Genomic DNA, 22,247 nt, shown 5'->3' on the forward strand with positions numbered 1-22,247 from the left:
AAGGATTGACTTATAACTGGGTGTCGTTTATTATTAGGTTAACGCTGTAAAGTTCGTTATATACTTTTTGGATAAGTAGTCGTAGCTGCAAAGAAATGTAGGCGATCGTTCATCCTCATTTCTGCAAGCTGCGACTTTTTTATGTTTAAGTTTATATGGTACATTATAGTGAAAAACAATTTATTGGGAGGCAACACAAATGAACACAGGTAAAGTTAAATGGTTTAATGCAGAAAAAGGTTTCGGATTCATCGAATCTTCAGAAGGTCAAGATGTATTCGTACACTTCTCCGCTATCCAAACTGAAGGTTTCAAAACTTTAGAAGAAGGTCAAGACGTAACTTTCGAAATCGTTGAAGGTAACCGTGGACCTCAAGCTGCTAACGTAACAAAAGCATAATTTTGCTTAAAATGAGGTGATGCATGTCTAATCATGCATCACCTTTTTATGTTTGCTTATCCACTTTGTAGCCTTCAGCATTCCTCAAAACAGATCTTCTGTAATAACTGCTTTTAGGAATATGTATTTTTCATTTCACCCAATTAAAATACTTCACTTTCAAAAAGTTTAAAAATAGTGCAAACGGAAATGTAAAAAAGAGATACAAACTGGAAAGCCTAGTAAAGTGTCCATGTCTTTATACAAAAAACAATCTTTCAGTACCTAATAAGATTTGCAATTCAAGGAGGAAATTATATTTTGACAACTTTTTCAGATTTTGGCTTAAGTAATGAAATAGTAAAAGCCCTTTCCAATATGGGCTTCGAGGAACCAACACCAATTCAGGCACAGGCAATTCCAATCGGAATGAAGGGGAAGGACATGATTGGCCAGGCGCAGACTGGAACTGGAAAAACCACTGCTTTTGGTGTGCCGCTGTTAGAGCAGATTGATTTAAACGAAGGTATTCAAGGTCTAGTCCTTGCGCCAACACGGGAGCTTGCTGTACAGGTGGCAGAAGAATTAAACCGTATAGGACAGGTAAAAGGAGTCCGGACACTTCCTGTTTACGGTGGTCAGGATATCACCCGCCAAATTCGTGCGCTTAAAAAGCACCCGCATATTATTGCTGCTACACCGGGAAGGTTAATTGATCACATTGAAAGAAAAACAATCCGTTTAAGCAACATCAAGATGGTAGTTCTGGATGAAGCGGATGAAATGCTTAATATGGGCTTCATCGAGGACATTGAAAGAATTTTAAGTGAAATTAAAGGTGAGCGCCAAACCCTTCTTTTCTCAGCAACAATGCCAAAAAGAATTCAGTCTCTTGCTGAAAAATTCATGCAGGAACCAGAAATGGTTAAAGTCAAAGCGAAAGAAATGACTGTTAAAAATATTGAGCAGTACTATATGGAAGTGCATGAAAAACAAAAATTTGATGTGCTTTGCAATCTGTTGGATATTCAGTCACCTGAACTGGCTATTGTGTTTGGAAGGACTAAAAAGCGTGTAGATGAAGTGGTGGAAGGTCTTATCAAGAGAGGCTATTCGGCTGAAGGAATTCATGGTGATATCCCCCAGGCGAAAAGAGATCAGGTTATCCGCCGTTTTAAAGAGCAGACAATCGACATAATGGTAGCCACTGACGTTGCTGCACGAGGTCTGGATATTTCAGGTGTTTCCCATGTTTATAACTTCGATATCCCGCAGGATCCTGAAAGCTACGTTCACCGGATTGGACGTACTGGGCGTGCCGGAAATAAAGGGCTGGCAATTACGTTCGTTTCTCCAAGAGAAATTGACCACCTAAAAATAATTGAAAGTGTTACAAAAAGCAAAATGGCGAAAAAGCCTGTTCCTTCCTTTAAGGATGTTGTTGCAGGCAATCAGCAGGCGACTATTAATAAACTTATGGAAGTTATTGAAAAAGAAGAACATGCAGACTTCAAGAGAGTGGCGGAAAGCCTTCTTGAAGATACAGATTCTGTTACTTTGCTTGCTGCAGCCATCAAATTGCTGACTAAAGGTCCTGATGTAACACCGGTTAAATTAACTGCGGTGGAACCTATCCGTGTCAGAAAACCTAAAGGTGATCGCGGCGGAAGAAGATTCAACGACAGGTCCAGAGGCGGCAGCCGTGATAGAAGAGATTTTAAAGGCGGCCGGGACAGACGCACTAAAAACCGCAGCAGCAATAAGGGATAATACGGTTTAAAATCCAAGAGAAAATGGATATATTGATTTTTTTCGGTACTTTTTGAACATTTTATTATAAAATTAGAGGAATTTACCCATATTAGTAAATGCAGGGTAAAAAATCACTCTGTGAGTTATAGATATTAGGAGGAAATTTACATGGCAACAGGCAAAGTAAAATGGTTTAACTCAGAAAAAGGTTTTGGTTTTATCGAAGTTGAAGGCGGAGAAGATGTATTTGTTCATTACTCTGCAATCCAGACAGAAGGTTTCAAAACCCTTGATGAAGGCCAGGAAGTTAACTTTGACATAGAGCAGGGCCAGCGTGGACCTCAAGCTGTAAATGTAACAAAGTTATAATTAATTGATAAGAGGGTCCCTATTAAGGGGCTCTTTTATTTTTGGGGTAAAATAGGGTATAAAAGTAAGAAGGAAGGAATGATAGTGATTAAAATCCTTATTCTGTCTGATACCCACATGCCAAAGAAGTCAAAACAGCTCCCTGATATACTTCTGAATGAACTTCTCAGCTGTGAATTAATTATTCATGCAGGTGATTGGCAGAGCGTCGAACTGTATTATGAATTAAAACAATATGCACCTGTTGAGGGGGTATATGGAAATACCGACAGTGATGAAATTTGCTCCATTCTTAAGAAAAGAGTACTGCTTAAAATAGAAGGTTTTAAAATTGGGGTTGTCCATGGACATGGAAAGGGAAAAACAACTGAAAAAAGAAGTATAGAAGCATTTGATAAGGAAAATGTTGATGCTATTATATTTGGGCATTCACATATACCGATAAAGAAACTCCATAATGGAATAATACTGTTTAATCCCGGGTCTCCGACAGATAAGCGCAGGCAGCCGAACTATTCGTTCGGCACCCTGGAAATTTCAGATGAGATGACATTCAATCATGTTTATTTTGATTCAAAGGAATAAAACGTGTTTCAAACCTTGAGTGTGTTCAGATCATATTCGTAATAATCTTGTGTGCCGTATGGTACAAAGCCGCATGATTTGTACAATGAAAGTGCATGGTCATTTTCTGCAGCTACTTCTAGATGCACCCAGCTAACTCCCTTGCTGTGCTGCAGATTAACAACATTTGTAAGAGCGCCCCTGCCGATTCCTTTCCCCTGAAAAGAAGGATCGACAGCAAAGCCGTAAATCCACGCAGCATCTTTTTCTGTTTGAATTCTGATTTTGCCGGCTTTTTGGCGTTTGTATTCAATGATAAAAGTCCTCTCATTTTTGCAGGCAAAGATTTTTTTATTAAAAACCTCTGCTTCGTCTTTGGGGATATCAAAGCATGCAGTATCCAGATGATTAATGAATGCAAGGTCACTGCTCACTGCTTGCCGCATAGTTACTTCAGAATTTGCTGTTCCGATTTTTTTGCTTTTATGGCGCTTCATTTGATACTCGGAGAATGAATAGGTGCAAGGTAATGATTTAATATAACCTTCTGCTGATTGGGAAGAGGCTGGAGCATTAATAAGTAATTTGCGTGCTTGGGCCAATTGTTTTACTGCCTCATTGAACAAGCTGGAAAAGATGCCTTTTCGTCTATGATTAGGATGAACCATTCCGCATAATTCAACCGGACCTCCGAAATTATATAGAGCAAGGTAACCTAATAAATTCCCGCTATTATCATAATGGAAATAGTCATTTTCCTCGTCGGCCCTTGACTTCAAGGTATCCCAATTTAATTTTAATTTGATATTGCCCGTTTCTTCGCAAATTTGCTGTAGAGAATGAATATCGTTTAATTGTTTTTTTGTCAGCACTCAGGCGGCCTCCTAGATAAAAGAAATAATAAACCAATATTATAAGAAAACGGTTCATACGAATAGTCCTAAATTTCAATCTATTAGCTTTGGATTGAAATTATGTAAATAAATATAGCAATATGTTAGGATTGTATGGAAAAAGGGGGAGAATCAATGAAGAATTTCACAGTGATGTTCCATAAGGAAGATAATATACAGCCGATGGCTGTTCAAAAATTAAATGAAAATGACTTTGAATTATACACAGAAGGCGGCACAAGGCATTTATTTGAATTGAACTCTAATGTTGGCTATTTTATATTTTTTGATGCTATTGATAAGGAAGGTAAGGAGTCTTACCTGGTTCTTCAATATGAAGGGGAGTCGGAAGAACCCAGTGCATGCTTTGCTTTTGAATTAAAAGATTTCTATCAATTCACCGCTCTTTATCTGAATGACCTTGATTTTAATGAAGGAAATAATGTGGATAGGGAAGAAGAAGCTTATACACCGATACAGCATTTGGCACATTTAATGTATCACATTATTGAAGAGGGTAAAAAAATTCAGTGATAAAATAAAAGAGCAGGTTCTCCTGCTCTTACTCTTGTGCTTGAGAAAGGTTCTCTCTGCAGAAAGCAGAAACTTTCTTTTCTTCCACTTCATCCAAAGCGAAATCCAATATGTTTCCTGAATGACTTTCGACAAAATGATAATTAAGAATCCTCTCATCTTCTCCATTTTTATAATAAAGGACCCTTAACTTAATGCCATTCTCTGAATATAATTCATCGTCTTCATCTACATCGATATCTAAAAAGTATTCGTAGCGGTCACCCGTTAAAATGCCGGTAGGATCCTGTATGTACTCAACAGTATAACTTGTAATATCCATGGTCTTCACCCTTTCTTTCGCTGCTGTACATGTCATTATACACTTTTCCCAGATTGGTTTAATAGTATTTATCAATTTTTTGCCGTGTTTCTAAGGCTGCTGTGTAAGTTTAGAACTTTTTGACAGCGCCCTTTAAATATGTTATACTAATTTTAGTTAAAAGAATATAATATTGCCCATAAACACTTGTTATATAGAGCCAGTGGTTCGTCACTTTATATAGCAAGTGATTTTTATTTTGGGTAAGGGTCTTACTCTTTGGGAGGTGCCTGATTATGGCAATGGGATTTGGCAGAAAAAATTTGGAAGAAATCAAGGTTGAAGAAGTGAAAATCTGGGAGTGTACATCTGAGTCTTGCAACTGCTGGGTAAGGGACAATTTCAAAAGCAGCCAGGTACCTATTTGTCCGATTTGCAAAAGTGAAATGGCAGAAACGACTAAAGAATTGCAAGTCGTTAACAATAACAGCATCTTTTCTAAATAATTGTAAGGGCGATGACATCGCCCTTTATTTTTTTGCTGATTTTTTCTATTACGCTTGCAAGCTCATCAGATCTTAGAAATTCAATAGTGGAAAGCTTTTTTAAACTTAATACTTCCAGATTCAATAAGCAGTACATAACGTCCGTTTACTTTGGCTATAGGAATCGTTTCCCTGAAATCTGAATGAGCCCGATCACGGATACGTTGTCCATCCTTTAACTTAAGCTCAATCTATGGAGAATGTTTGATAATTTATATGGAAGCTTCAATTACGTGGTCTGTTGAATCTCCCTTTTTGGACTGGCTGCCCAAATTTCCATGCTGCTTTCCGATTGATCTCTCTTCTTCGCTATCAGACTGGAATGCTCTTCTATATGTTCTTGTACCACCGAGTCGTTTGCAATTTTAACAATTTCCGGCAGAGCTCTTTGCAAGCTCACCATCCTAAAAATCCTTTATTGCACTATTCTCATATTTCTCTGAATCGGGAGTCTGAAAGTGTTTAGAGTACTTCTCGGCATTTTCCCCTTTCCCTCGACCTGTACAACAAAAAATGACAAATAACTAATTTCAAAATCCATACATTTCCCCTTTTTCTTCATCTTTAACTTTATAATAAATCTTACATCTAATTGCCCTTCGTTCAATGTTGAGTATATGTTTTTCCATGATGAACAAAATAATGGAAACGCGCTAAACTGGATGTGGAAGAATGTCAAATTTGCTTTGGTTTCTTGGATTAGTGCTTATCAGCATAGGTCTTATTTATATAACTTATATTAGAACTGAATTTCGGCATAATCTGGCGGTTTATTTCTTTGTTATGGGACTTTCTTTTTTAATGGAATACATTGTATTAATTTTAGGTGACGCATACTCCTATTACCCGAAATTATTTTCTATCCAGTGGTATGATGATGTTTTTGGCTCCAGTATATCTCAGGCTTTTTTTATTCCTAGTGTACTAATGGCAATAGCTGCTTTTAGAATTCGCTTCAGATGGATTGCTTTCATAATCGCCGCGATATATGGAATAGAAGAGCTGTTTCTCTGGCTGGGCATCTATCAGCACAATTGGTGGAAATCTTGGTTTACCACGATTATCTTGTTTGCTTCAGTTTTTATTATAAAATGGTGGAGGAATAGAGTTGAAGATCCCACTTTTTTTATACAGTTTATAACCGTTTATATGGCCATCACCACAATTTTTCAGGGTATATCTTTTGGTTTGACGTCTATCCTGGGAACCCATCAGTATAACATTGGGTGGTTTGTATCACCTTATCAGGACCATATAGCTTTCAGTGTTCTGGTTTGGATTATCTATGCACTGCTGCTGACCATTATCATAATAAAATATTTTCGATTTAAATGGATGGCCTTGATATTTTTTGCCGATTTAGCTTTTCAGTGCTTTATGGTGAAAATGGACATTCTAGAAATAAGCACTTTTTGGAATCCTATTTACTTCAGTATGATACTTATGCTATTGCTGATGCTAATCAGGAAATTAAATAACTATATGTTTCCGTCAATCTGAAATCCATACTTTAAGAATTGTTATCTGATGATCCAAAGAAAAAACTGGAATAAAATACCACGAATAAAGCGTTGACCTGAAGCACTGGCGGTGCTATTATTTAAGAACAGCTTTCACAAAATAACTGATTGAAATTTTTTAAAAATGTTGTTGACGATGAAGGTTGTAAGTGATATGATATAAAAGTTGCTTTAAGAGATGGCAACTTGAAAGATTGATCTTTGAAAACTGAACGAACAAAAACGTCAACGTTAATTCTTTAGTCTTTTTGAAAAGACAACTTATGAGCTTAATCAACTCTTATATGGAGAGTTTGATCCTGGCTCAGGACGAACGCTGGCGGCGTGCCTAATACATGCAAGTCGAGCGGACAGATGGGAGCTTGCTCCCTGAAGTCAGCGGCGGACGGGTGAGTAACACGTGGGCAACCTGCCTGTAAGACTGGGATAACTCCGGGAAACCGGGGCTAATACCGGATAATTCTTTCCCTCACATGAGGGAAAGCTGAAAGATGGTTTCGGCTATCACTTACAGATGGGCCCGCGGCGCATTAGCTAGTTGGTGAGGTAACGGCTCACCAAGGCAACGATGCGTAGCCGACCTGAGAGGGTGATCGGCCACACTGGGACTGAGACACGGCCCAGACTCCTACGGGAGGCAGCAGTAGGGAATCTTCCGCAATGGACGAAAGTCTGACGGAGCAACGCCGCGTGAGTGATGAAGGTTTTCGGATCGTAAAACTCTGTTGTTAGGGAAGAACAAGTACCGGAGTAACTGCCGGTACCTTGACGGTACCTAACCAGAAAGCCACGGCTAACTACGTGCCAGCAGCCGCGGTAATACGTAGGTGGCAAGCGTTGTCCGGAATTATTGGGCGTAAAGCGCGCGCAGGCGGTTCCTTAAGTCTGATGTGAAAGCCCCCGGCTCAACCGGGGAGGGTCATTGGAAACTGGGGAACTTGAGTGCAGAAGAGAAGAGTGGAATTCCACGTGTAGCGGTGAAATGCGTAGAGATGTGGAGGAACACCAGTGGCGAAGGCGACTCTTTGGTCTGTAACTGACGCTGAGGCGCGAAAGCGTGGGGAGCAAACAGGATTAGATACCCTGGTAGTCCACGCCGTAAACGATGAGTGCTAAGTGTTAGAGGGTTTCCGCCCTTTAGTGCTGCAGCAAACGCATTAAGCACTCCGCCTGGGGAGTACGGCCGCAAGGCTGAAACTCAAAGGAATTGACGGGGGCCCGCACAAGCGGTGGAGCATGTGGTTTAATTCGAAGCAACGCGAAGAACCTTACCAGGTCTTGACATCTCCTGACAACCCTAGAGATAGGGCGTTCCCCTTCGGGGGACAGGATGACAGGTGGTGCATGGTTGTCGTCAGCTCGTGTCGTGAGATGTTGGGTTAAGTCCCGCAACGAGCGCAACCCTTGATCTTAGTTGCCAGCATTCAGTTGGGCACTCTAAGGTGACTGCCGGTGACAAACCGGAGGAAGGTGGGGATGACGTCAAATCATCATGCCCCTTATGACCTGGGCTACACACGTGCTACAATGGATGGTACAAAGGGCTGCGAGACCGCGAGGTTAAGCGAATCCCATAAAACCATTCTCAGTTCGGATTGCAGGCTGCAACTCGCCTGCATGAAGCCGGAATCGCTAGTAATCGCGGATCAGCATGCCGCGGTGAATACGTTCCCGGGCCTTGTACACACCGCCCGTCACACCACGAGAGTTTGTAACACCCGAAGTCGGTGGGGTAACCTTTTGGAGCCAGCCGCCTAAGGTGGGACAGATGATTGGGGTGAAGTCGTAACAAGGTAGCCGTATCGGAAGGTGCGGCTGGATCACCTCCTTTCTAAGGATATTTACATGAAACGTGACGCGTTTTGTTCGTTTAGTTTTGAGAGTTCAATCTCTCAATGAAAGATTCGTTCTTTGAAAACTAGATAATGATAATGAAGAAGCAATAACCGAGTAATCGCCATCTTAGTTTTTTCTCTTATTTTTGTTTTAAAACGAAGTAAGAGCACAAACCATGAGGGCAATGAGAAGCAAGAAGATCAAGGAAGCGACCGAACGAGCACCGGAGCGTACGAGAGTACGTGAGGAGCACAGTGACGGAGCTGACGCAGAGATTCGCCGCTTATCATTGGCCGAAGTAGGTTAAGTTAGAAAGGGCGCACGGTGAATGCCTTGGCACTAGGAGCCGATGAAGGACGGTACTAACACCGATATGCTTCGGGGAGCTGTAAGTAAGCTTTGATCCGGAGATTTCCGAATGGGGAAACCCCTATCCGTAATGGGATAGGATCTTTACCTGAATACATAGGGTATAGAAGGCAGACCCGGGGAACTGAAACATCTAAGTACCCGGAGGAAGAGAAAGCAAACGCGATTCCCTGAGTAGCGGCGAGCGAAACGGGATTAGCCCAAACCAAGAGGCTTGCCTCTTGGGGTTGTAGGACACTCTACACGGAGTTACAAAGGAACGAGGTAAATGAACAGGTCTGGAAAGGCCGGCCAGAGAAGGTAAAAGCCCTGTAGTTGAAACTTCGTTCCCTCCAGAGTGGATCCTGAGTACGGCGGGACACGAGAAATCCCGTCGGAAGCAGGGAGGACCATCTCCCAAGGCTAAATACTCCCTAGTGACCGATAGTGAACCAGTACCGTGAGGGAAAGGTGAAAAGCACCCCGGAAGGGGAGTGAAAGAGATCCTGAAACCGTGTGCCTACAAGTAGTTAGAGCCCGTTAATGGGTGATAGCGTGCCTTTTGTAGAATGAACCGGCGAGTTACGATTACATGCGAGGTTAAGTTGATGAGACGGAGCCGCAGCGAAAGCGAGTCTGAATAGGGCGAATGAGTATGTGGTCGTAGACCCGAAACCAGGTGATCTACCCATGTCCAGGGTGAAGTCCAGGTAACACTGGATGGAGGCCCGAACCCACGCACGTTGAAAAGTGCGGGGATGAGGTGTGGGTAGCGGAGAAATTCCAATCGAACTTGGAGATAGCTGGTTCTCTCCGAAATAGCTTTAGGGCTAGCCTCATGTAGTAAGAGTCTTGGAGGTAGAGCACTGTTTGGACTAGGGGCCCCCATCGGGTTACCGAATTCAGACAAACTCCGAATGCCAAAGACTTATCCATGGGAGTCAGACTGCGAGTGATAAGATCCGTAGTCAAGAGGGAAACAGCCCAGACCACCAGCTAAGGTCCCAAAGTATACGTTAAGTGGAAAAGGATGTGGAGTTGCTTAGACAACCAGGATGTTGGCTTAGAAGCAGCCACCATTTAAAGAGTGCGTAATAGCTCACTGGTCGAGTGACTCCGCGCCGAAAATGTACCGGGGCTAAACGTATCACCGAAGCTGTGGATTGACATCTTACGATGTCAGTGGTAGGAGAGCGTTCTAAGGGCGTTGAAGCGGGATCGCAAGGACCCGTGGAGCGCTTAGAAGTGAGAATGCCGGTATGAGTAGCGAAAGATGGGTGAGAATCCCATCCACCGAATGCCTAAGGTTTCCTGAGGAAGGCTCGTCCGCTCAGGGTTAGTCGGGACCTAAGCCGAGGCTGAAAAGCGTAGGCGATGGACAACAGGTTGATATTCCTGTACCACCTCTTTACCGTTTGAGCAATGGGGGGACGCAGGAGGATAGGGTAAGCGCGCTGCTGGATTAGCGCGTCCAAGCAGTTAGGCCGGTAACGAGGCAAATCCCGTTACCACACAGGCTGAGCTGTGACGGCGAGGGAAATTTAGTACCGAAGTTCCTGATTCCACACTGCCAAGAAAAGCCTCTAGCGAGGGAAAAGGTGCCCGTACCGCAAACCGACACAGGTAGGCGAGGAGAGAATCCTAAGGTGAGCGAGAGAACTCTCGTTAAGGAACTCGGCAAAATGACCCCGTAACTTCGGGAGAAGGGGTGCTCATTAGGGTGAATAGCCCTGATGAGCCGCAGTGAATAGGCCCAGGCGACTGTTTAGCAAAAACACAGGTCTCTGCGAAGCCGCAAGGCGAAGTATAGGGGCTGACGCCTGCCCGGTGCTGGAAGGTTAAGAGGAGAGGTTAGCGCAAGCGAAGCTTTGAATCGAAGCCCCAGTAAACGGCGGCCGTAACTATAACGGTCCTAAGGTAGCGAAATTCCTTGTCGGGTAAGTTCCGACCCGCACGAAAGGCGTAACGATCTGGGCACTGTCTCAACGAGAGACTCGGTGAAATTATAGTACCTGTGAAGATGCAGGTTACCCGCGACAGGACGGAAAGACCCCGTGGAGCTTTACTGTAGCCTGATATTGAATTTTGGTACAGCTTGTACAGGATAGGTAGGAGCCTGAGAAGCCGGAGCGCCAGCTTCGGTGGAGGCGTCGGTGGGATACTACCCTGGCTGTATTGAAATTCTAACCCGCGCCCCTTATCGGGGCGGGAGACAGTGTCAGGTGGGCAGTTTGACTGGGGCGGTCGCCTCCTAAAAAGTAACGGAGGCGCCCAAAGGTTCCCTCAGAATGGTTGGAAATCATTCGCAGAGTGTAAAGGCACAAGGGAGCTTGACTGCGAGACCTACAAGTCGAGCAGGGACGAAAGTCGGGCTTAGTGATCCGGTGGTTCCGCATGGAAGGGCCATCGCTCAACGGATAAAAGCTACCCCGGGGATAACAGGCTTATCTCCCCCAAGAGTCCACATCGACGGGGAGGTTTGGCACCTCGATGTCGGCTCATCGCATCCTGGGGCTGTAGTCGGTCCCAAGGGTTGGGCTGTTCGCCCATTAAAGCGGTACGCGAGCTGGGTTCAGAACGTCGTGAGACAGTTCGGTCCCTATCCGTCGTGGGCGCAGGAAATTTGAGAGGAGCTGTCCTTAGTACGAGAGGACCGGGATGGACGCACCGCTGGTGTACCAGTTGTCTTGCCAAAGGCATCGCTGGGTAGCTATGTGCGGAAGGGATAAGTGCTGAAAGCATCTAAGCATGAAGCCCCCTCGAGATGAGATTTCCCATAGCGTCAAGCTAGTAAGATCCCTGAAAGATGATCAGGTTGATAGGTCAGAGGTGGAAGCGTGGCGACATGTGGAGCTGACTGATACTAATCGATCGAGGACTTAACCAAAACGAAAAGCGGAGGCGACTGTCAACTTCGAGAGAAGTTAGGAGCCGAAGCTAGACAAGTCATTGGTGAATACTCGGCAAATGCTTCTTCATACATTATCTAGTTTTGAGGGAACGAAGTTTCTTCAATTACATAGTCCGGTGGCGATAGCGAGAAGGTCACACCCGTTCCCATACCGAACACGGAAGTTAAGCTTCTCAGCGCCGATGGTAGTTGGGGGCTGTCCCCCTGTGAGAGTAGGACGCTGCCGGGCATATGAAAGAGCACCTGATGGGTGCTCTTTTTTTGTATGTTTGGATGATTTTCAGTTTATGCTTCACTTTGGCACATATATGCGTCACTTTCATTCGTATAAGCGCCAGAAATGAATTATATATGCTTCACTCCTATTTAACTTCCTGTTTTATGTGTTAAATTTGTTCTCAGCAAAGAAGTATTGTGCCAAATGTGAGATAAACACCAAAACATGTAAGATAAAAATGAAAACCAGTTAGGTCAACTCTTAGACATGCTAAATAAAACTTAATTCATGTCAGATAAATCCCCAAACTTGACAGACAACCATATTAACTGTAATGCAGCTTCAAAGAATTCATACCTTTGGCCATCCTGCAGCTCAGATTGATATTTCAGCACGTAATTATCTGTTTTTCGCCCCCTTGTCTGAATGGATGGAATATGTATTACAACAAAAGTTTATAAGCCTGTATCCCAAAATAAATCCCAAAGCCAATCAGCGATAAGCCAGATAATATGGAAATTAAAGCGAGAATTTTTCCGGTTAAAAATCTTCTAAAGCTGCTGGCGACGGCAGCCATCGTTATGTCCCAGAGGAGAAGCCCAGTGAAAATTGCACCGCTGTATAAAATGACATGAGCCTTGTCATACTCGGCTGCTGTTTTGGCCAGAATGGAACCATAGATGCCAAGCCAAAACAGTATAGTTAAAGGATTTGACAAAGACATGAGAAAACCCGACATAAAGGATTTAATTTTAGATTCATCTTTGGTTCTATAGCTTGAAACGACTTTGCCGGCACTTGTCAGGGTTTCAACTCCTGTGTATACAAGGACGAAAAATCCAAAGCACCATAAGAATGCTTTCATGAATGGTATCTCAAGAAAGTGTACAACCCCCAAATAAACAGCCCCCATATATATGGCATCTGCTGTCATAGCTCCCAGCCCCACCAGCCAGGCATGGAAAAACCCATTTTTTATTCCTTTATCCAACTGTGCAGCATTGATTGGACCGATTGGCGCTGCAAGCGACAGACCCAAGAAAACATAGCTTAGAAAAATGCTCATAAGTGTACAGCTCCTAACTCCAAAACCTATTTGTACAAAGTGTATTCAGTGTATTGGAAGGATAGGACAACTTTTAATCCAGAGCAAGTTATGAACAGCAGATTTTAATCAGATGCCATAGTCCATATAGACCTTGATCAAAAATCGAAGGCTTACTCACTTCACTTTTTGACAAAGTAAAGCATAAATTTCTCGACCATGCAAAAAATAAAATGAAAAATGCAGAGGAGAGTGTTACTTATGGATGCAAAACGTGTGAAGCAAATTCTTTCATCATCAGCAGATATCGAAGTAAAATACAATGGTGCTTCTGTGTGGATCGATAAGCTGAATGAGGATGGAAGAACAGCTACGGTACATTTGCGCGGTCCACTTGAAGAAAGATCCGAGGTAGAAATTGGAGAACTGACAGAATTGTAAAGATGATCTTAAGCCGCCATGTTGGCGGCTTTTAACTCTATATTTCCTGATTGGACTCAGTTTGTGTACGTTCATTTAAATATTGATTCTCAGCAGAAGCAAAATTTACTGACTGCAGGCTGATATCTTTATCGATCCCATATAAATCTTTGCCCGTGTCTTCTGGATTTTTATGCTTTCTTTCCACATTAGCTGCCTCCTTTAATAAAGTGTTTCCGTTAGTATAAACAGAGATTTTAAATATCATGAAAGGGAAATTGTACATAAAAATCCGTAATTTATTTCATTTTGAGCACAGGCCTTTACATAGGATACCGGGGTATAATATAATAAATATAAAGGAGGCTGATCAAATGGCTTTTGAACTGGAAAATGAGGATTTATTGTCTGAAAGCTGCTGTTCGATCGAATCGGAACGAAAAAGTCATCACTCAGAAAAAGTTAAAAGAATTTGACAACCCGTTTAAATCGGATTGAAGGTCAAATACGCGGAATAAAAGGACTAATTGACAGAGACGTGTATTGTGACGATATAATAACACAAATTTCTGCAACCCAGTCCGCTTTGAATAGCGTAGCGAAGCTTTTGCTCGAAGGCCATTTGAAAAGCTGTGTAGTTGAAAGAATCCATGAAGGCGATCAAGAAGTGCTTGATGAATTTTTAGTCACTATTCAAAAACTAATGAAAAAATAATTGGAGGTTTAAATATTATGGAAAATATCACTTTAAAAGTTAGCGGAATGTCATGCGGACATTGTGTAAAAGCGGTAGAAGGCAGTGTCGGCAAACTAAATGGTGTTGATAAAGTAGCAGTTGACCTTGATAATGGCCAGGTGCAGGTTCAATTTGACTCATCAGCAGTTACACTTGGGCAAATCAAAGAAACAATTGATGATCAAGGCTATGATGTAGAGTAATAGGATCGGGAAAGAACGTGTGAACAAAATACACGTTCTCTTTTTTTAGTAAATAAAATGAGTAATTTGTCTGGATTTATTTGGTTGACATATAGGGTAGATGGGTATAGTATACAAATTGTGAGGAACATCGTTTAATAAAGGAGTGGGAGTTATGGTTGATGCAGCCCTTAAAGAGGTTCACCTTCCAATATCAGGCATGACATGTGCTGCCTGTTCGTCTCGAATTGAGAAAGGATTAAATAAGCTGGATGGCGTCCAAGAAGCAAGTGTCAATCTTGCTTTAGAGAAAGCAGCAATTAAATATAATCCTGAAGTAACTTCTGTCGAAGCTTTTGAGAAAAAAATTGAGGATTTAGGTTATTCGGTCGTATCTGAGAAAGCAGAGTTCGAATTGCTGGGCATGACTTGCGCTGCTTGCTCTGGAAGGATTGAAAAGGGACTTAATAAGCTTCCAGGCGTCAAACAAGCTGTAGTCAATCTGGCTCTTGAAACGGGCACTGTGGAATATAATCCTGAACAAATCTCCATTCAGGACATGATAAAGAAAGTGGAGAATCTAGGGTATCAGGCGAAAGTGAAAATGGATAAAGACCAGGATATCGAGGGATATCGGGAAAAGGAAATTGAGAAACAAAAAGGCAAGTTTATTTTTTCTTTAATTCTTTCCATCCCTTTATTCTGGTCCATGGTTGGACATTTCGAGTTTACATCATTTATTTATGTTCCCGATATGTTTATGAATCCGTGGGTACAGCTGGCTCTTGCAGCACCGATACAATTTTTCATAGGAAAGCAATTTTATGTCGGGGCATATAAGGCATTAAAAAATAAGAGCGCCAATATGGATGTGCTGGTTGCACTCGGAACTTCTGCTGCTTTTTTCTATAGCTTATACCAATCAATTTTATCAATTGGCAGCAATGCACATATGGTGGAACTTTATTACGAAACAAGTGCTATCCTTATAACATTAATAATCTTAGGCAAGCTGTTTGAAGCCCGGGCTAAGGGACGTTCTTCTGAAGCAATCAAAAAGCTTATGGGGCTGCAGGCAAAAACAGCAACTGTCTTAAGGGAAGGGGAAGAAATTGAAATTTCCCTTGAAGAAGTCATTGCTGGGGAAATCATATATGTAAAGCCAGGTGAAAAAGTTCCAGTTGATGGTGAGATTATCGAAGGACAGTCTGCTTTAGATGAATCCATGCTGACAGGGGAAAGTGTACCTGTTGATAAAACAGCAGGAGATACAGTTATTGGGTCCACCATTAATAAAAATGGCTTCCTGAAAATTAAAGCCACTAAAGTCGGCAAAGATACAGCATTGTCACAGATTATTAAAGTGGTTGAAGAAGCGCAAGGTTCAAAAGCCCCTATACAGCGAATGGCAGACAGAATCTCTGGGATATTCGTTCCCATTGTAGTGGCCATAGCAGTGGTTACATTCCTGGTGTGGTATATATGGGTAAGTCCTGGAAATTTTGCAGAAGCACTCGAAAAATTGATTGCTGTCCTGGTAATTGCATGTCCATGTGCTCTAGTCTGGCGACGCCAACCTCTATAATGGCCGGCTCAGGCCGGGCAGCGGAATATGGGGTTCTCTTCAAAGGCGGAGAGCACCTGGAGCTCACGCACGAAATCACTGCAGTCGTTCTTGATAAAACTGGAACAGTTACACATGGCAAACCGGTATTAACAGATGTGATTATAGAACACAACGTTGAAGAAAAAACATTTCTCCAGCTTGTAGGGTCAGCGGAGAAACAGTCTGAGCATCCATTGGCTGAAGCGATAGTAAAGGGAATAAAGGATAAAGGAATCATGCTATTTAATCCAGTTGAATTTGAAGCTATTCCGGGGTATGGAATAAAAGCGAGAGTGGATGGAAAAGATCTCCTGATAGGTACAAGAAGATTAATGGACAAATACGACGTTAATGTCCAGTCAGCCAAACTTGATATGGAAACACTGGAGGAAAATGGAAAAACGGCAATGCTTGTCGCGGTTGATGGCAAATATGCAGGTATCGTGGCAGTTGCGGATACAATAAAGGAAACATCCAGAGATGCAATCAAACGCTTAAGGAAACTGGGCATTGAAGTCATTATGATTACGGGAGATAACAAACGTACGGCTCAGGCAATAGCTGATGAAGTGGGCATAGACTCTGCAATTGCAGAGGTTCTACCTGAAGGCAAGGCAGAAGAAGTAAAAAAACTTCAGAACCAGGGAAAAAAGTAGCTATGGTCGGCGATGGCATAAACGATGCACCTGCACTTGCTGTAGCTGATATTGGTATGGCGATCGGAACCGGTACAGACGTTGCGATGGAAGCAGCTGATATTACGCTAATGAGAGGGGATTTAAATAGTATTGCAGACGCCATCCTAATGAGCAAAAAAACCATTAGGAATATAAAACAAAATCTTTTCTGGGCATTTGCATACAATACCCTTGGCATCCCAGTAGCTGCATTAGGGTTCCTTGCACCTTGGCTTGCCGGCGCCGCAATGGCGTTCAGCTCCGTATCTGTCGTTTTAAACGCACTTCGTTTACAAAGAGTAAAAATAAAGTGAAACTTCAATCAGCGGGAATTCTTTTTCTCTGCTGATTGTTAGTTGAACAAATCGGGCCTCAATGGGCAGTTGACCCACTCATCCTCCATGGACTCCTCTGAGCCCTGTAGTGGGGTCATACTGTCCGTTAGACTGCGATAAATGAAAAAACGTTTTATTAAAAGGAGCAGATAAAATGAAAAAATGGGCAGGTGCAGCGATTGCGTATCTCGTTCTTGTAATGGCAGGGTATGCTGTATATGATTCATTTTGGGCTACCCCTGAGCCGGTATCTCATGATATTGAAATGGAAAATCATGAGTGAGAAATAAAGAACAGAGGGAATATCCCCCCTGTTCTTTTTCGTCCATTAACGATTAAAAATTTGTAATCTATTTCTCTATATGATAGAATCATCTACAATATATAGTATATATTAAAAAGAATAAAAACTACATATAGATCGTGATTGGTGTCCTATGAGGACTTAATAGGGAATTCGGTGTAAAACCGAAGCTGTCCCCGCAACTGTAAGTGCAGACGAAAAGAGCATGCCACTGTACAAAACGCTTTATGGCGTTTGTATGGGAAGGGCTTTAAGTAGAGTGAAGCACAAGCCAGGAGACCTGCCAGGGCGATCGAAAGTTTCATATCTTCGGGGATTGAGATGATGAAACGATCGCGTAATGGCCGTTTATTCATCTTCTTCCAGCTATTATACTATCGTTTGATCCGCTCATTTTCCGGGCGGATTTTTATTTTGCCTTTAGGAGGAAGTAAGATGGTCCAAACCATACAACCGATAGAAATTTTAGAAGAACTTAAGACAGAATTTCCACAGCTCGGCATAGAGCACCTATTAAAAAGGTATGAAGAAATGAGCCAGCTGGGAGCGGAAACAATGTATGACCAGTTTATACTGGATTGTTTATCTTTTATCAGTATTGATGAGCCTGATTGGACTTTTGCCGCGTCACGTCTGCTTCTTAAGAAGCTCTATACTGAGTCAGGAAAAAATAGAGAATGCCAGCCGGATGATTGCTACAAACATTTTTATACGTTAATTGAACGGCTGACGGCTTTAGGAATTTATGACCAGGATTTATTAGATGTGTATTCAAAGGATGAGATAAATGAACTTGCCCAATTCATAAAGAAAGAAAATGACCGCTTATTTACATATTTGGGGTTGAAAATGCTGGCTGACCGATATCTTGCCAGGGACAAACAGAAAAATCTTTATGAGCTTCCACAGGAACGGTTCATGATCATCAGCATGGTGCTGATGAAAAGGGAGCCGAAGGGTAAGCGGCTTGAACTCATTAAAGAAGCTTACTGGGCAATGAGTGGTTTGTATATGACTGTTGCCACGCCAACACTCGCTAATGCAGGGAAAAACTGGGGACAGCTTTCAAGCTGTTTCATTGAGACCGTTGATGACAGTCTTGATTCTATATATGACAGCAATACCGATATTGCATCACTGTCTAAAAATGGCGGGGGAATCGGAGTATATTTAGGGAAGATCCGCAGCAGAGGAAGTGATATTAAAGGATTTAAGGGTGCATCTTCAGGTGTGATTCCCTGGATGAAGCAGCTGAATAACACAGCAGTCAGTGTTGATCAGCTTGGACAGAGGCAGGGTGCTATAAGCGTCTATCTGGATGTCTGGCATAAAGATATCTTCTCGTTTCTTGATGCAAAGCTTAATAATGGAGATGAACGGCAACGGACACATGATTTATTCACAGGTGTCTGCATTCCGGATTTGTTTATGGAAAAAGTGGAAAGCCGGGGATATTGGTATTTATTTGATCCCCATGAAGTCCGCAAGGTAATGGGCTTTTCACTGGAGGATTTTTATGATGAAGGTGAAGGCGAAGGTTCATTCCGCCAGAAATATAAAGAGTGTATAGATAACCCGAATCTATCAAGGGAAAAAGTGCCTGCCATCGATATAATGAAATCCATCATGAGAAGCCAGCTTGAAACAGGGACACCATTTATGTTTTACCGGGATGAAGTAAATCGGAAAAATGCCAATTCACATTGCGGAATGATTTATTGTACAAACCTGTGCACTGAGATTGTACAAAACCAAAGTGTTACAAAGAGGGTTGAAGAATATACAAGGGATGGGAGAATTATTATCGAAAAACATCCAGGAGACTTCGTTGTCTGCAATCTTTCATCCATCAATCTTGCAAGGGCCATAAGTGAGGGAGTACTTGAAAGGCTTGTGCCAATTCAGGTGCGAATGCTTGATAATGTCATTGATATTAATAGTATTCCGGTGCCTCAGGGCCAGATCACAAACCAGAAGTACCGTGCGATTGGACTGGGGACTTTTGGATGGCACCACCTTCTTGCACTGAAAAAAATCACATGGGAAAGCGAAGAAGCAGAAAAATTCGCTGACATTCTATATGAGCAAATTGCTTTTTTAGCGATAAAAAGTTCTATGGATCTGGCTAAAGAAAAAGGAAGCTATTCAGCCTTTAAAGGTTCTGATTGGGAAACGGGTGCTTACTTTGAAAAGAGGGGATATCTGGAGGCAGAGTCAGACATGGACTGGGCTGCATTGAGCAAAGAGGTAAGTGAAAACGGTGTTCGAAATGCCTATTTGCTGGCGGTTGCACCTAATGCATCAACTGCTTTAATTGCAGGAAGCACTCCAAGTATTGATCCTATATTCAACAAGCAGTACTCCGAAGAGAAAAGGATTATCGGATCCCTGTGACAGCTCCCGATATTAACAGTGAGACCATTTGGTATTACAAATCTGCCTATCATATTAACCAGGAGTGGAGCATCAGGCAGAATGCAAACAGACAAAAACATATAGATCAAGCTATTTCATTTAATTTCTATATACCGAACCATATTAAAGCAATCGATCTTTTAAATCTGCATCTTTCAGCATGGAAGAAAAAATTAAAAACAACGTATTATATCCGATCAACTTCATCTGAGATTGAAGACTGTGAATCTTGCTCAAGCTAAAGGAGGACGTTATGAATACTCTAGAAAAACGGCCAATTATTAATCAATCGGCGCCAAACAAATCAACATCAATCATCAATGGGGAATGCTCCAATATTCTTAATTGGGATGATGTACGCTTCTCCTGGGCCTATCCAAAGTATAAAAAAATGCTCGCTAACTTTTGGACGCCTTTTGAAATAAACATGTCACAGGACATTAAGCAATTTCCGGAATTAACGAAAAGTGAACAAGAGGCATTTTTGAAAATTATTGGCCTGCTTGCATTGCTCGACAGTATCCAGACGGATTATGCCGGAAAAGTTGCTGATTATATTACCGACTCAAGCATATCGGCACTCATGATCATACTTGCACAGCAGGAGGTGATTCATAATCACTCATATTCGTATGTTCTATCAAGCCTTGTTCCCAAACAAAAACAGGATGAGGTTTTTGAATTCTGGCGTACAGAACCTATATTAGCTGAAAGAAATGAATTTGTTGTGAACGGATATAAAGATTTTGCTGAGAATCCAAGTACAGAGAACCTGCTTAAATCTATTGTGTTTGATGTCGTTCTGGAGGGGCTTTTCTTTTATTCAGGCTTTGCATTCTTTTATCACCTGGCCAGAAATCAGAAAATGGTAGCCACCTCAACGATGATTAATTACATCAACCGGGATGAACAAATTCATGTAGATTTGTTTGTTAAAATTTTTAAAGAAATTCTGCAGGAAAATCCGGAACTTAATACTAATGAATTAAGTAAATTCGTCCAGGAGACTTTTAAAAGAGCTGCTGAACTGGAGATTGAATGGGCCCGCGATGTGATCGGCAGCAAAACAGAAGGCATCCTGCTGTCTGACGTTGAAGCTTATATCAAATTTTATGCCAATATCCGCTGCAATCAGCTGGGATATGAACGGCCGTTTGAAGGCTACCGGACCAATCCGCTCCGCTGGATAGTAGCTTATGAGCAGGTTGACCATGGGAAGTCCGATTTCTTTGAACAAAAATCGCGGCAATATACAAAAGTTCAAATTGATAATGGCTTTGATGAATTATAAACCTTATCCGGATATAAAAAAAGATTCTGCTGTTGCGCAGAATCTTTTTTTCATGAGAATACTGGTTCCCCAGATACAAAATCAATCTCAAAACCCAGATCCTTCAGCATTTGGTGATCCGCTGTGCTTTCCTGACCTGCTGTGGTTAAGTAATCTCCTACGAAAATAGAATTAGCAGGATAAAGCCCGAGCGGCTGAAGGCTCCTAAGATTCACCTCTCTGCCTCCGGATATTCTGATTTCCTTTGATGGATTGATAAAACGCATCAGGCAAAGCACCTTCAGACAATAGCGGGGATTCAAATCATCTGTCCCTTCTAAGGGCGTCCCATCAATTGCATGCAAAAAGTTAACCGGGATTGAGTCGGCATCCAGGGCTTTTAGGCTTTTGGCCATCGCTACGACGTCTTCCCTGGTTTCTTTCATGCCAATAATTACCCCGGAACACGGTGAAATACCTGCGTCCTTTATTAATTGGACCGTATTGACTCTGTCACGGTATGTATGGGAGGTAGTGATGCTCTCATGATGATTTTCAGAAGTGTTAATATTGTGATTATAGCGGTCGACCCCAGCCTCCTTGAGCTTATCAGCCTGATCAGGCTTTAGAAGCCCGAGACAGGCGCAGACCTTCATGTTATAGTTATCCTTAATTTCTTTAACCGCTGAAATTACTTCATTTAGCTCCCTATTGCTCGGACCTCTTCCGCTTGCAACGATGCAATAGGTTCCAACATTTAGCTGATGTGCCTGTTTTGCACCCTGGATGATAGATTCCTTATCCATCATCCTGTATTTTTCAATAGGTGCTGTTGAGATGCTGGATTGTGAGCAATAGCCGCAGTTTTCAGGACATAGGCCTGATTTGGTATTAATAATCATATTTAATTTAACATGATTCCCATAATGATGATGGCGGATTTTATAGGCGCTGTGCAATAGATTCAGCAGCTCTTCATCTGGACAATTTAAAACATCCATTGCCTCCGAGTCTGTAAGTTCATGTCCTTCCAGTACGTCAAGTGCTAACTGTTGGAAATTCATATGTATCCTCCTTAGTAAAATTGT

19 protein-coding genes, 3 rRNA genes, 3 pseudogenes and 1 riboswitch are annotated in these 22,247 nt (G+C 42.1%); of the genes and pseudogenes, 18 read left to right on the forward strand and 7 right to left on the reverse strand.

What is annotated here, in order from left to right; all coding sequences use genetic code 11:
* Window positions 1–199: 199 nt before the first annotated feature.
* The 4 genes from M5V91_RS02695 to M5V91_RS02710 all read left to right on the forward strand — a co-directional run bounded on the left by M5V91_RS02695 (window position 200) and on the right by M5V91_RS02710 (window position 3,085).
* Window positions 200–400 carry a cold-shock protein gene (locus M5V91_RS02695; RefSeq protein WP_009332508.1) on the forward strand — a complete coding sequence of 67 codons (201 nt, stop codon included), beginning with the start codon at window positions 200–202 and terminating at the stop codon, window positions 398–400.
* A gap of 300 nt (window positions 401–700) precedes the next feature.
* On the forward strand, window positions 701–2,149 hold the full coding sequence (gene cshA, locus M5V91_RS02700; protein ID WP_019379653.1) for a degradosome RNA helicase CshA: 1,449 nt from the start codon (window positions 701–703) through the stop codon (window positions 2,147–2,149).
* Window positions 2,150–2,299: 150 nt separating this feature from the next.
* The gene (locus M5V91_RS02705; RefSeq protein ID WP_009332506.1) at window positions 2,300–2,500 is read left to right on the forward strand and encodes a cold-shock protein; all 201 of its coding nucleotides are present in this window, start codon (window positions 2,300–2,302) and stop codon (window positions 2,498–2,500) included.
* A 78-nt stretch (window positions 2,501–2,578) separates the two neighbouring features.
* Window positions 2,579–3,085, forward strand: coding sequence for a metallophosphoesterase family protein (locus M5V91_RS02710; RefSeq protein WP_009332505.1), 507 nt, complete (start codon window positions 2,579–2,581; stop codon window positions 3,083–3,085).
* Window positions 3,086–3,093: 8 nt separating this feature from the next.
* On the opposite strand, the gene M5V91_RS02715 is transcribed toward M5V91_RS02710, so the two are convergent.
* The gene (locus M5V91_RS02715) at window positions 3,094–3,936 is read right to left on the reverse strand and encodes a GNAT family N-acetyltransferase (protein ID WP_251175694.1); all 843 of its coding nucleotides are present in this window, start codon (window positions 3,934–3,936) and stop codon (window positions 3,094–3,096) included.
* 156 nt (window positions 3,937–4,092) lie between these two features.
* On the opposite strand from M5V91_RS02715, the gene M5V91_RS02720 reads away from it, so the two are divergent.
* Window positions 4,093–4,491 (forward strand): cytosolic protein, encoded by a 399-nt coding sequence (locus M5V91_RS02720; protein WP_251175693.1) that lies wholly within the window; start codon window positions 4,093–4,095, stop codon window positions 4,489–4,491.
* Between the two features lie 28 nt (window positions 4,492–4,519).
* Here M5V91_RS02720 and M5V91_RS02725 read toward each other — a convergent pair whose 3' ends face one another.
* Entirely contained in the window at window positions 4,520–4,849 is a 330-nt protein-coding gene (locus M5V91_RS02725; RefSeq protein ID WP_019379650.1) for a DUF6509 family protein, read from the reverse strand.
* Between the two features lie 239 nt (window positions 4,850–5,088).
* Between M5V91_RS02725 and M5V91_RS02730 the strand changes: the two genes are divergently transcribed.
* The gene (locus M5V91_RS02730; protein WP_009332501.1) at window positions 5,089–5,298 is read left to right on the forward strand and encodes a cold-shock protein; all 210 of its coding nucleotides are present in this window, start codon (window positions 5,089–5,091) and stop codon (window positions 5,296–5,298) included.
* A gap of 80 nt (window positions 5,299–5,378) precedes the next feature.
* Here M5V91_RS02730 and M5V91_RS30250 read toward each other — a convergent pair whose 3' ends face one another.
* The gene (locus M5V91_RS30250; RefSeq protein WP_369425970.1) at window positions 5,379–5,528 is read right to left on the reverse strand and encodes a DUF3900 domain-containing protein; all 150 of its coding nucleotides are present in this window, start codon (window positions 5,526–5,528) and stop codon (window positions 5,379–5,381) included.
* A gap of 38 nt (window positions 5,529–5,566) precedes the next feature.
* Window positions 5,567–5,731 carry a DUF3900 domain-containing protein gene (locus M5V91_RS02735; protein ID WP_251175691.1) on the reverse strand — a complete coding sequence of 55 codons (165 nt, stop codon included), beginning with the start codon at window positions 5,729–5,731 and terminating at the stop codon, window positions 5,567–5,569.
* Window positions 5,732–6,009: 278 nt separating this feature from the next.
* Between M5V91_RS02735 and M5V91_RS02740 the strand changes: the two genes are divergently transcribed.
* The 5 genes from M5V91_RS02740 to rrf all read left to right on the forward strand — a co-directional run bounded on the left by M5V91_RS02740 (window position 6,010) and on the right by rrf (window position 12,181).
* Window positions 6,010–6,837, forward strand: coding sequence for a hypothetical protein (locus tag M5V91_RS02740; RefSeq protein WP_009332498.1), 828 nt, complete (start codon window positions 6,010–6,012; stop codon window positions 6,835–6,837).
* Between the two features lie 301 nt (window positions 6,838–7,138).
* Window positions 7,139–8,688 (forward strand): 16S ribosomal RNA (locus M5V91_RS02745).
* Window positions 8,689–8,868: 180 nt separating this feature from the next.
* A complete protein-coding gene (locus M5V91_RS02750; protein WP_258760818.1) occupies window positions 8,869–9,000 on the forward strand; it encodes a hypothetical protein in 132 nt (43 codons plus the stop codon).
* A 23S ribosomal RNA gene (locus M5V91_RS02755) occupies window positions 8,995–11,928 on the forward strand. Before M5V91_RS02750 ends, M5V91_RS02755 begins: the two co-directional genes overlap by 6 nt.
* A 136-nt stretch (window positions 11,929–12,064) precedes the next feature.
* A 5S ribosomal RNA gene (gene rrf, locus M5V91_RS02760) occupies window positions 12,065–12,181 on the forward strand.
* The 16S, 23S and 5S rRNA genes sit together here, the layout of an rRNA operon.
* A 430-nt stretch (window positions 12,182–12,611) precedes the next feature.
* Here the strand turns inward: rrf and M5V91_RS02765 are convergent.
* Window positions 12,612–13,235 (reverse strand): LysE family transporter, encoded by a 624-nt coding sequence (locus M5V91_RS02765; protein ID WP_009336787.1) that lies wholly within the window; start codon window positions 13,233–13,235, stop codon window positions 12,612–12,614.
* A 240-nt stretch (window positions 13,236–13,475) separates the two neighbouring features.
* Here M5V91_RS02765 and M5V91_RS02770 point away from each other — a divergent pair, with 240 nt between their 5' ends.
* The gene (locus M5V91_RS02770; protein WP_009336786.1) at window positions 13,476–13,655 is read left to right on the forward strand and encodes an H-type small acid-soluble spore protein; all 180 of its coding nucleotides are present in this window, start codon (window positions 13,476–13,478) and stop codon (window positions 13,653–13,655) included.
* 37 nt (window positions 13,656–13,692) lie between these two features.
* Here the strand turns inward: M5V91_RS02770 and M5V91_RS02775 are convergent, their stop codons facing one another.
* Window positions 13,693–13,842, reverse strand: coding sequence for a hypothetical protein (locus M5V91_RS02775; RefSeq protein WP_009336785.1), 150 nt, complete (start codon window positions 13,840–13,842; stop codon window positions 13,693–13,695).
* 166 nt (window positions 13,843–14,008) lie between these two features.
* On the opposite strand from M5V91_RS02775, the pseudogene M5V91_RS02780 reads away from it, so the two are divergent.
* The 6 genes and pseudogenes from M5V91_RS02780 to M5V91_RS02805 all read left to right on the forward strand — a co-directional run bounded on the left by M5V91_RS02780 (window position 14,009) and on the right by M5V91_RS02805 (window position 21,180).
* Window positions 14,009–14,349 (forward strand): annotated as a pseudogene (locus M5V91_RS02780) (metal-sensitive transcriptional regulator).
* Between the two features lie 17 nt (window positions 14,350–14,366).
* Window positions 14,367–14,573 carry a copper chaperone CopZ gene (copZ, locus tag M5V91_RS02785; protein ID WP_251175011.1) on the forward strand — a complete coding sequence of 69 codons (207 nt, stop codon included), beginning with the start codon at window positions 14,367–14,369 and terminating at the stop codon, window positions 14,571–14,573.
* 154 nt (window positions 14,574–14,727) lie between these two features.
* A pseudogene (locus M5V91_RS02790) lies at window positions 14,728–17,149 on the forward strand (heavy metal translocating P-type ATPase).
* Between the two features lie 175 nt (window positions 17,150–17,324).
* Window positions 17,325–17,453 carry a hypothetical protein gene (locus M5V91_RS02795; RefSeq protein WP_256815313.1) on the forward strand — a complete coding sequence of 43 codons (129 nt, stop codon included), beginning with the start codon at window positions 17,325–17,327 and terminating at the stop codon, window positions 17,451–17,453.
* Between the two features lie 128 nt (window positions 17,454–17,581).
* A riboswitch (cobalamin riboswitch) is annotated at window positions 17,582–17,775 on the forward strand.
* 134 nt (window positions 17,776–17,909) lie between these two features.
* Window positions 17,910–20,131 (forward strand): annotated as a pseudogene (locus M5V91_RS02800) (ribonucleoside-diphosphate reductase subunit alpha).
* A gap of 11 nt (window positions 20,132–20,142) precedes the next feature.
* Window positions 20,143–21,180, forward strand: a complete 1,038-nt coding sequence (locus M5V91_RS02805; RefSeq protein WP_284521706.1) for a ribonucleotide-diphosphate reductase subunit beta — start codon at window positions 20,143–20,145, stop codon at window positions 21,178–21,180.
* Window positions 21,181–21,230: 50 nt separating this feature from the next.
* On the opposite strand, the gene bioB is transcribed toward M5V91_RS02805, so the two are convergent.
* Window positions 21,231–22,223, reverse strand: a complete 993-nt coding sequence (gene bioB / locus M5V91_RS02810) for a biotin synthase BioB (RefSeq protein ID WP_009333451.1) — start codon at window positions 22,221–22,223, stop codon at window positions 21,231–21,233.
* Window positions 22,224–22,247: the final 24 nt, after the last annotated feature.

Origin of the sequence: Cytobacillus pseudoceanisediminis, assembly GCF_023516215.1 — a bacterium.
Taxonomy (GTDB): Bacteria; Bacillota; Bacilli; order Bacillales; family Cytobacillaceae; genus Cytobacillus; species Cytobacillus pseudoceanisediminis.

Coding starts and splice junctions, on each gene's coding strand:
- M5V91_RS02695 (WP_009332508.1), top strand. CDS start 200: ATGAACACAGGTAAAGTTAAATGGTTTAATGCAGAAAAAGGTTTCGGA.
- bioB (WP_009333451.1), bottom strand. CDS start 22,223: ATGAATTTCCAACAGTTAGCACTTGACGTACTGGAAGGACATGAACTT.
- copZ (WP_251175011.1), top strand. CDS start 14,367: ATGGAAAATATCACTTTAAAAGTTAGCGGAATGTCATGCGGACATTGT.
- M5V91_RS02725 (WP_019379650.1), bottom strand. CDS start 4,849: ATGACATGTACAGCAGCGAAAGAAAGGGTGAAGACCATGGATATTACA.
- M5V91_RS02770 (WP_009336786.1), top strand. CDS start 13,476: ATGGATGCAAAACGTGTGAAGCAAATTCTTTCATCATCAGCAGATATC.
- M5V91_RS02705 (WP_009332506.1), top strand. CDS start 2,300: ATGGCAACAGGCAAAGTAAAATGGTTTAACTCAGAAAAAGGTTTTGGT.
- M5V91_RS02805 (WP_284521706.1), top strand. CDS start 20,143: ATGAATACTCTAGAAAAACGGCCAATTATTAATCAATCGGCGCCAAAC.
- M5V91_RS02740 (WP_009332498.1), top strand. CDS start 6,010: ATGTCAAATTTGCTTTGGTTTCTTGGATTAGTGCTTATCAGCATAGGT.
- M5V91_RS02720 (WP_251175693.1), top strand. CDS start 4,093: ATGAAGAATTTCACAGTGATGTTCCATAAGGAAGATAATATACAGCCG.
- M5V91_RS02750 (WP_258760818.1), top strand. CDS start 8,869: ATGAGGGCAATGAGAAGCAAGAAGATCAAGGAAGCGACCGAACGAGCA.
- M5V91_RS02795 (WP_256815313.1), top strand. CDS start 17,325: ATGAAAAAATGGGCAGGTGCAGCGATTGCGTATCTCGTTCTTGTAATG.
- M5V91_RS02765 (WP_009336787.1), bottom strand. CDS start 13,235: ATGAGCATTTTTCTAAGCTATGTTTTCTTGGGTCTGTCGCTTGCAGCG.
- M5V91_RS02710 (WP_009332505.1), top strand. CDS start 2,579: ATGATAGTGATTAAAATCCTTATTCTGTCTGATACCCACATGCCAAAG.
- M5V91_RS02730 (WP_009332501.1), top strand. CDS start 5,089: ATGGCAATGGGATTTGGCAGAAAAAATTTGGAAGAAATCAAGGTTGAA.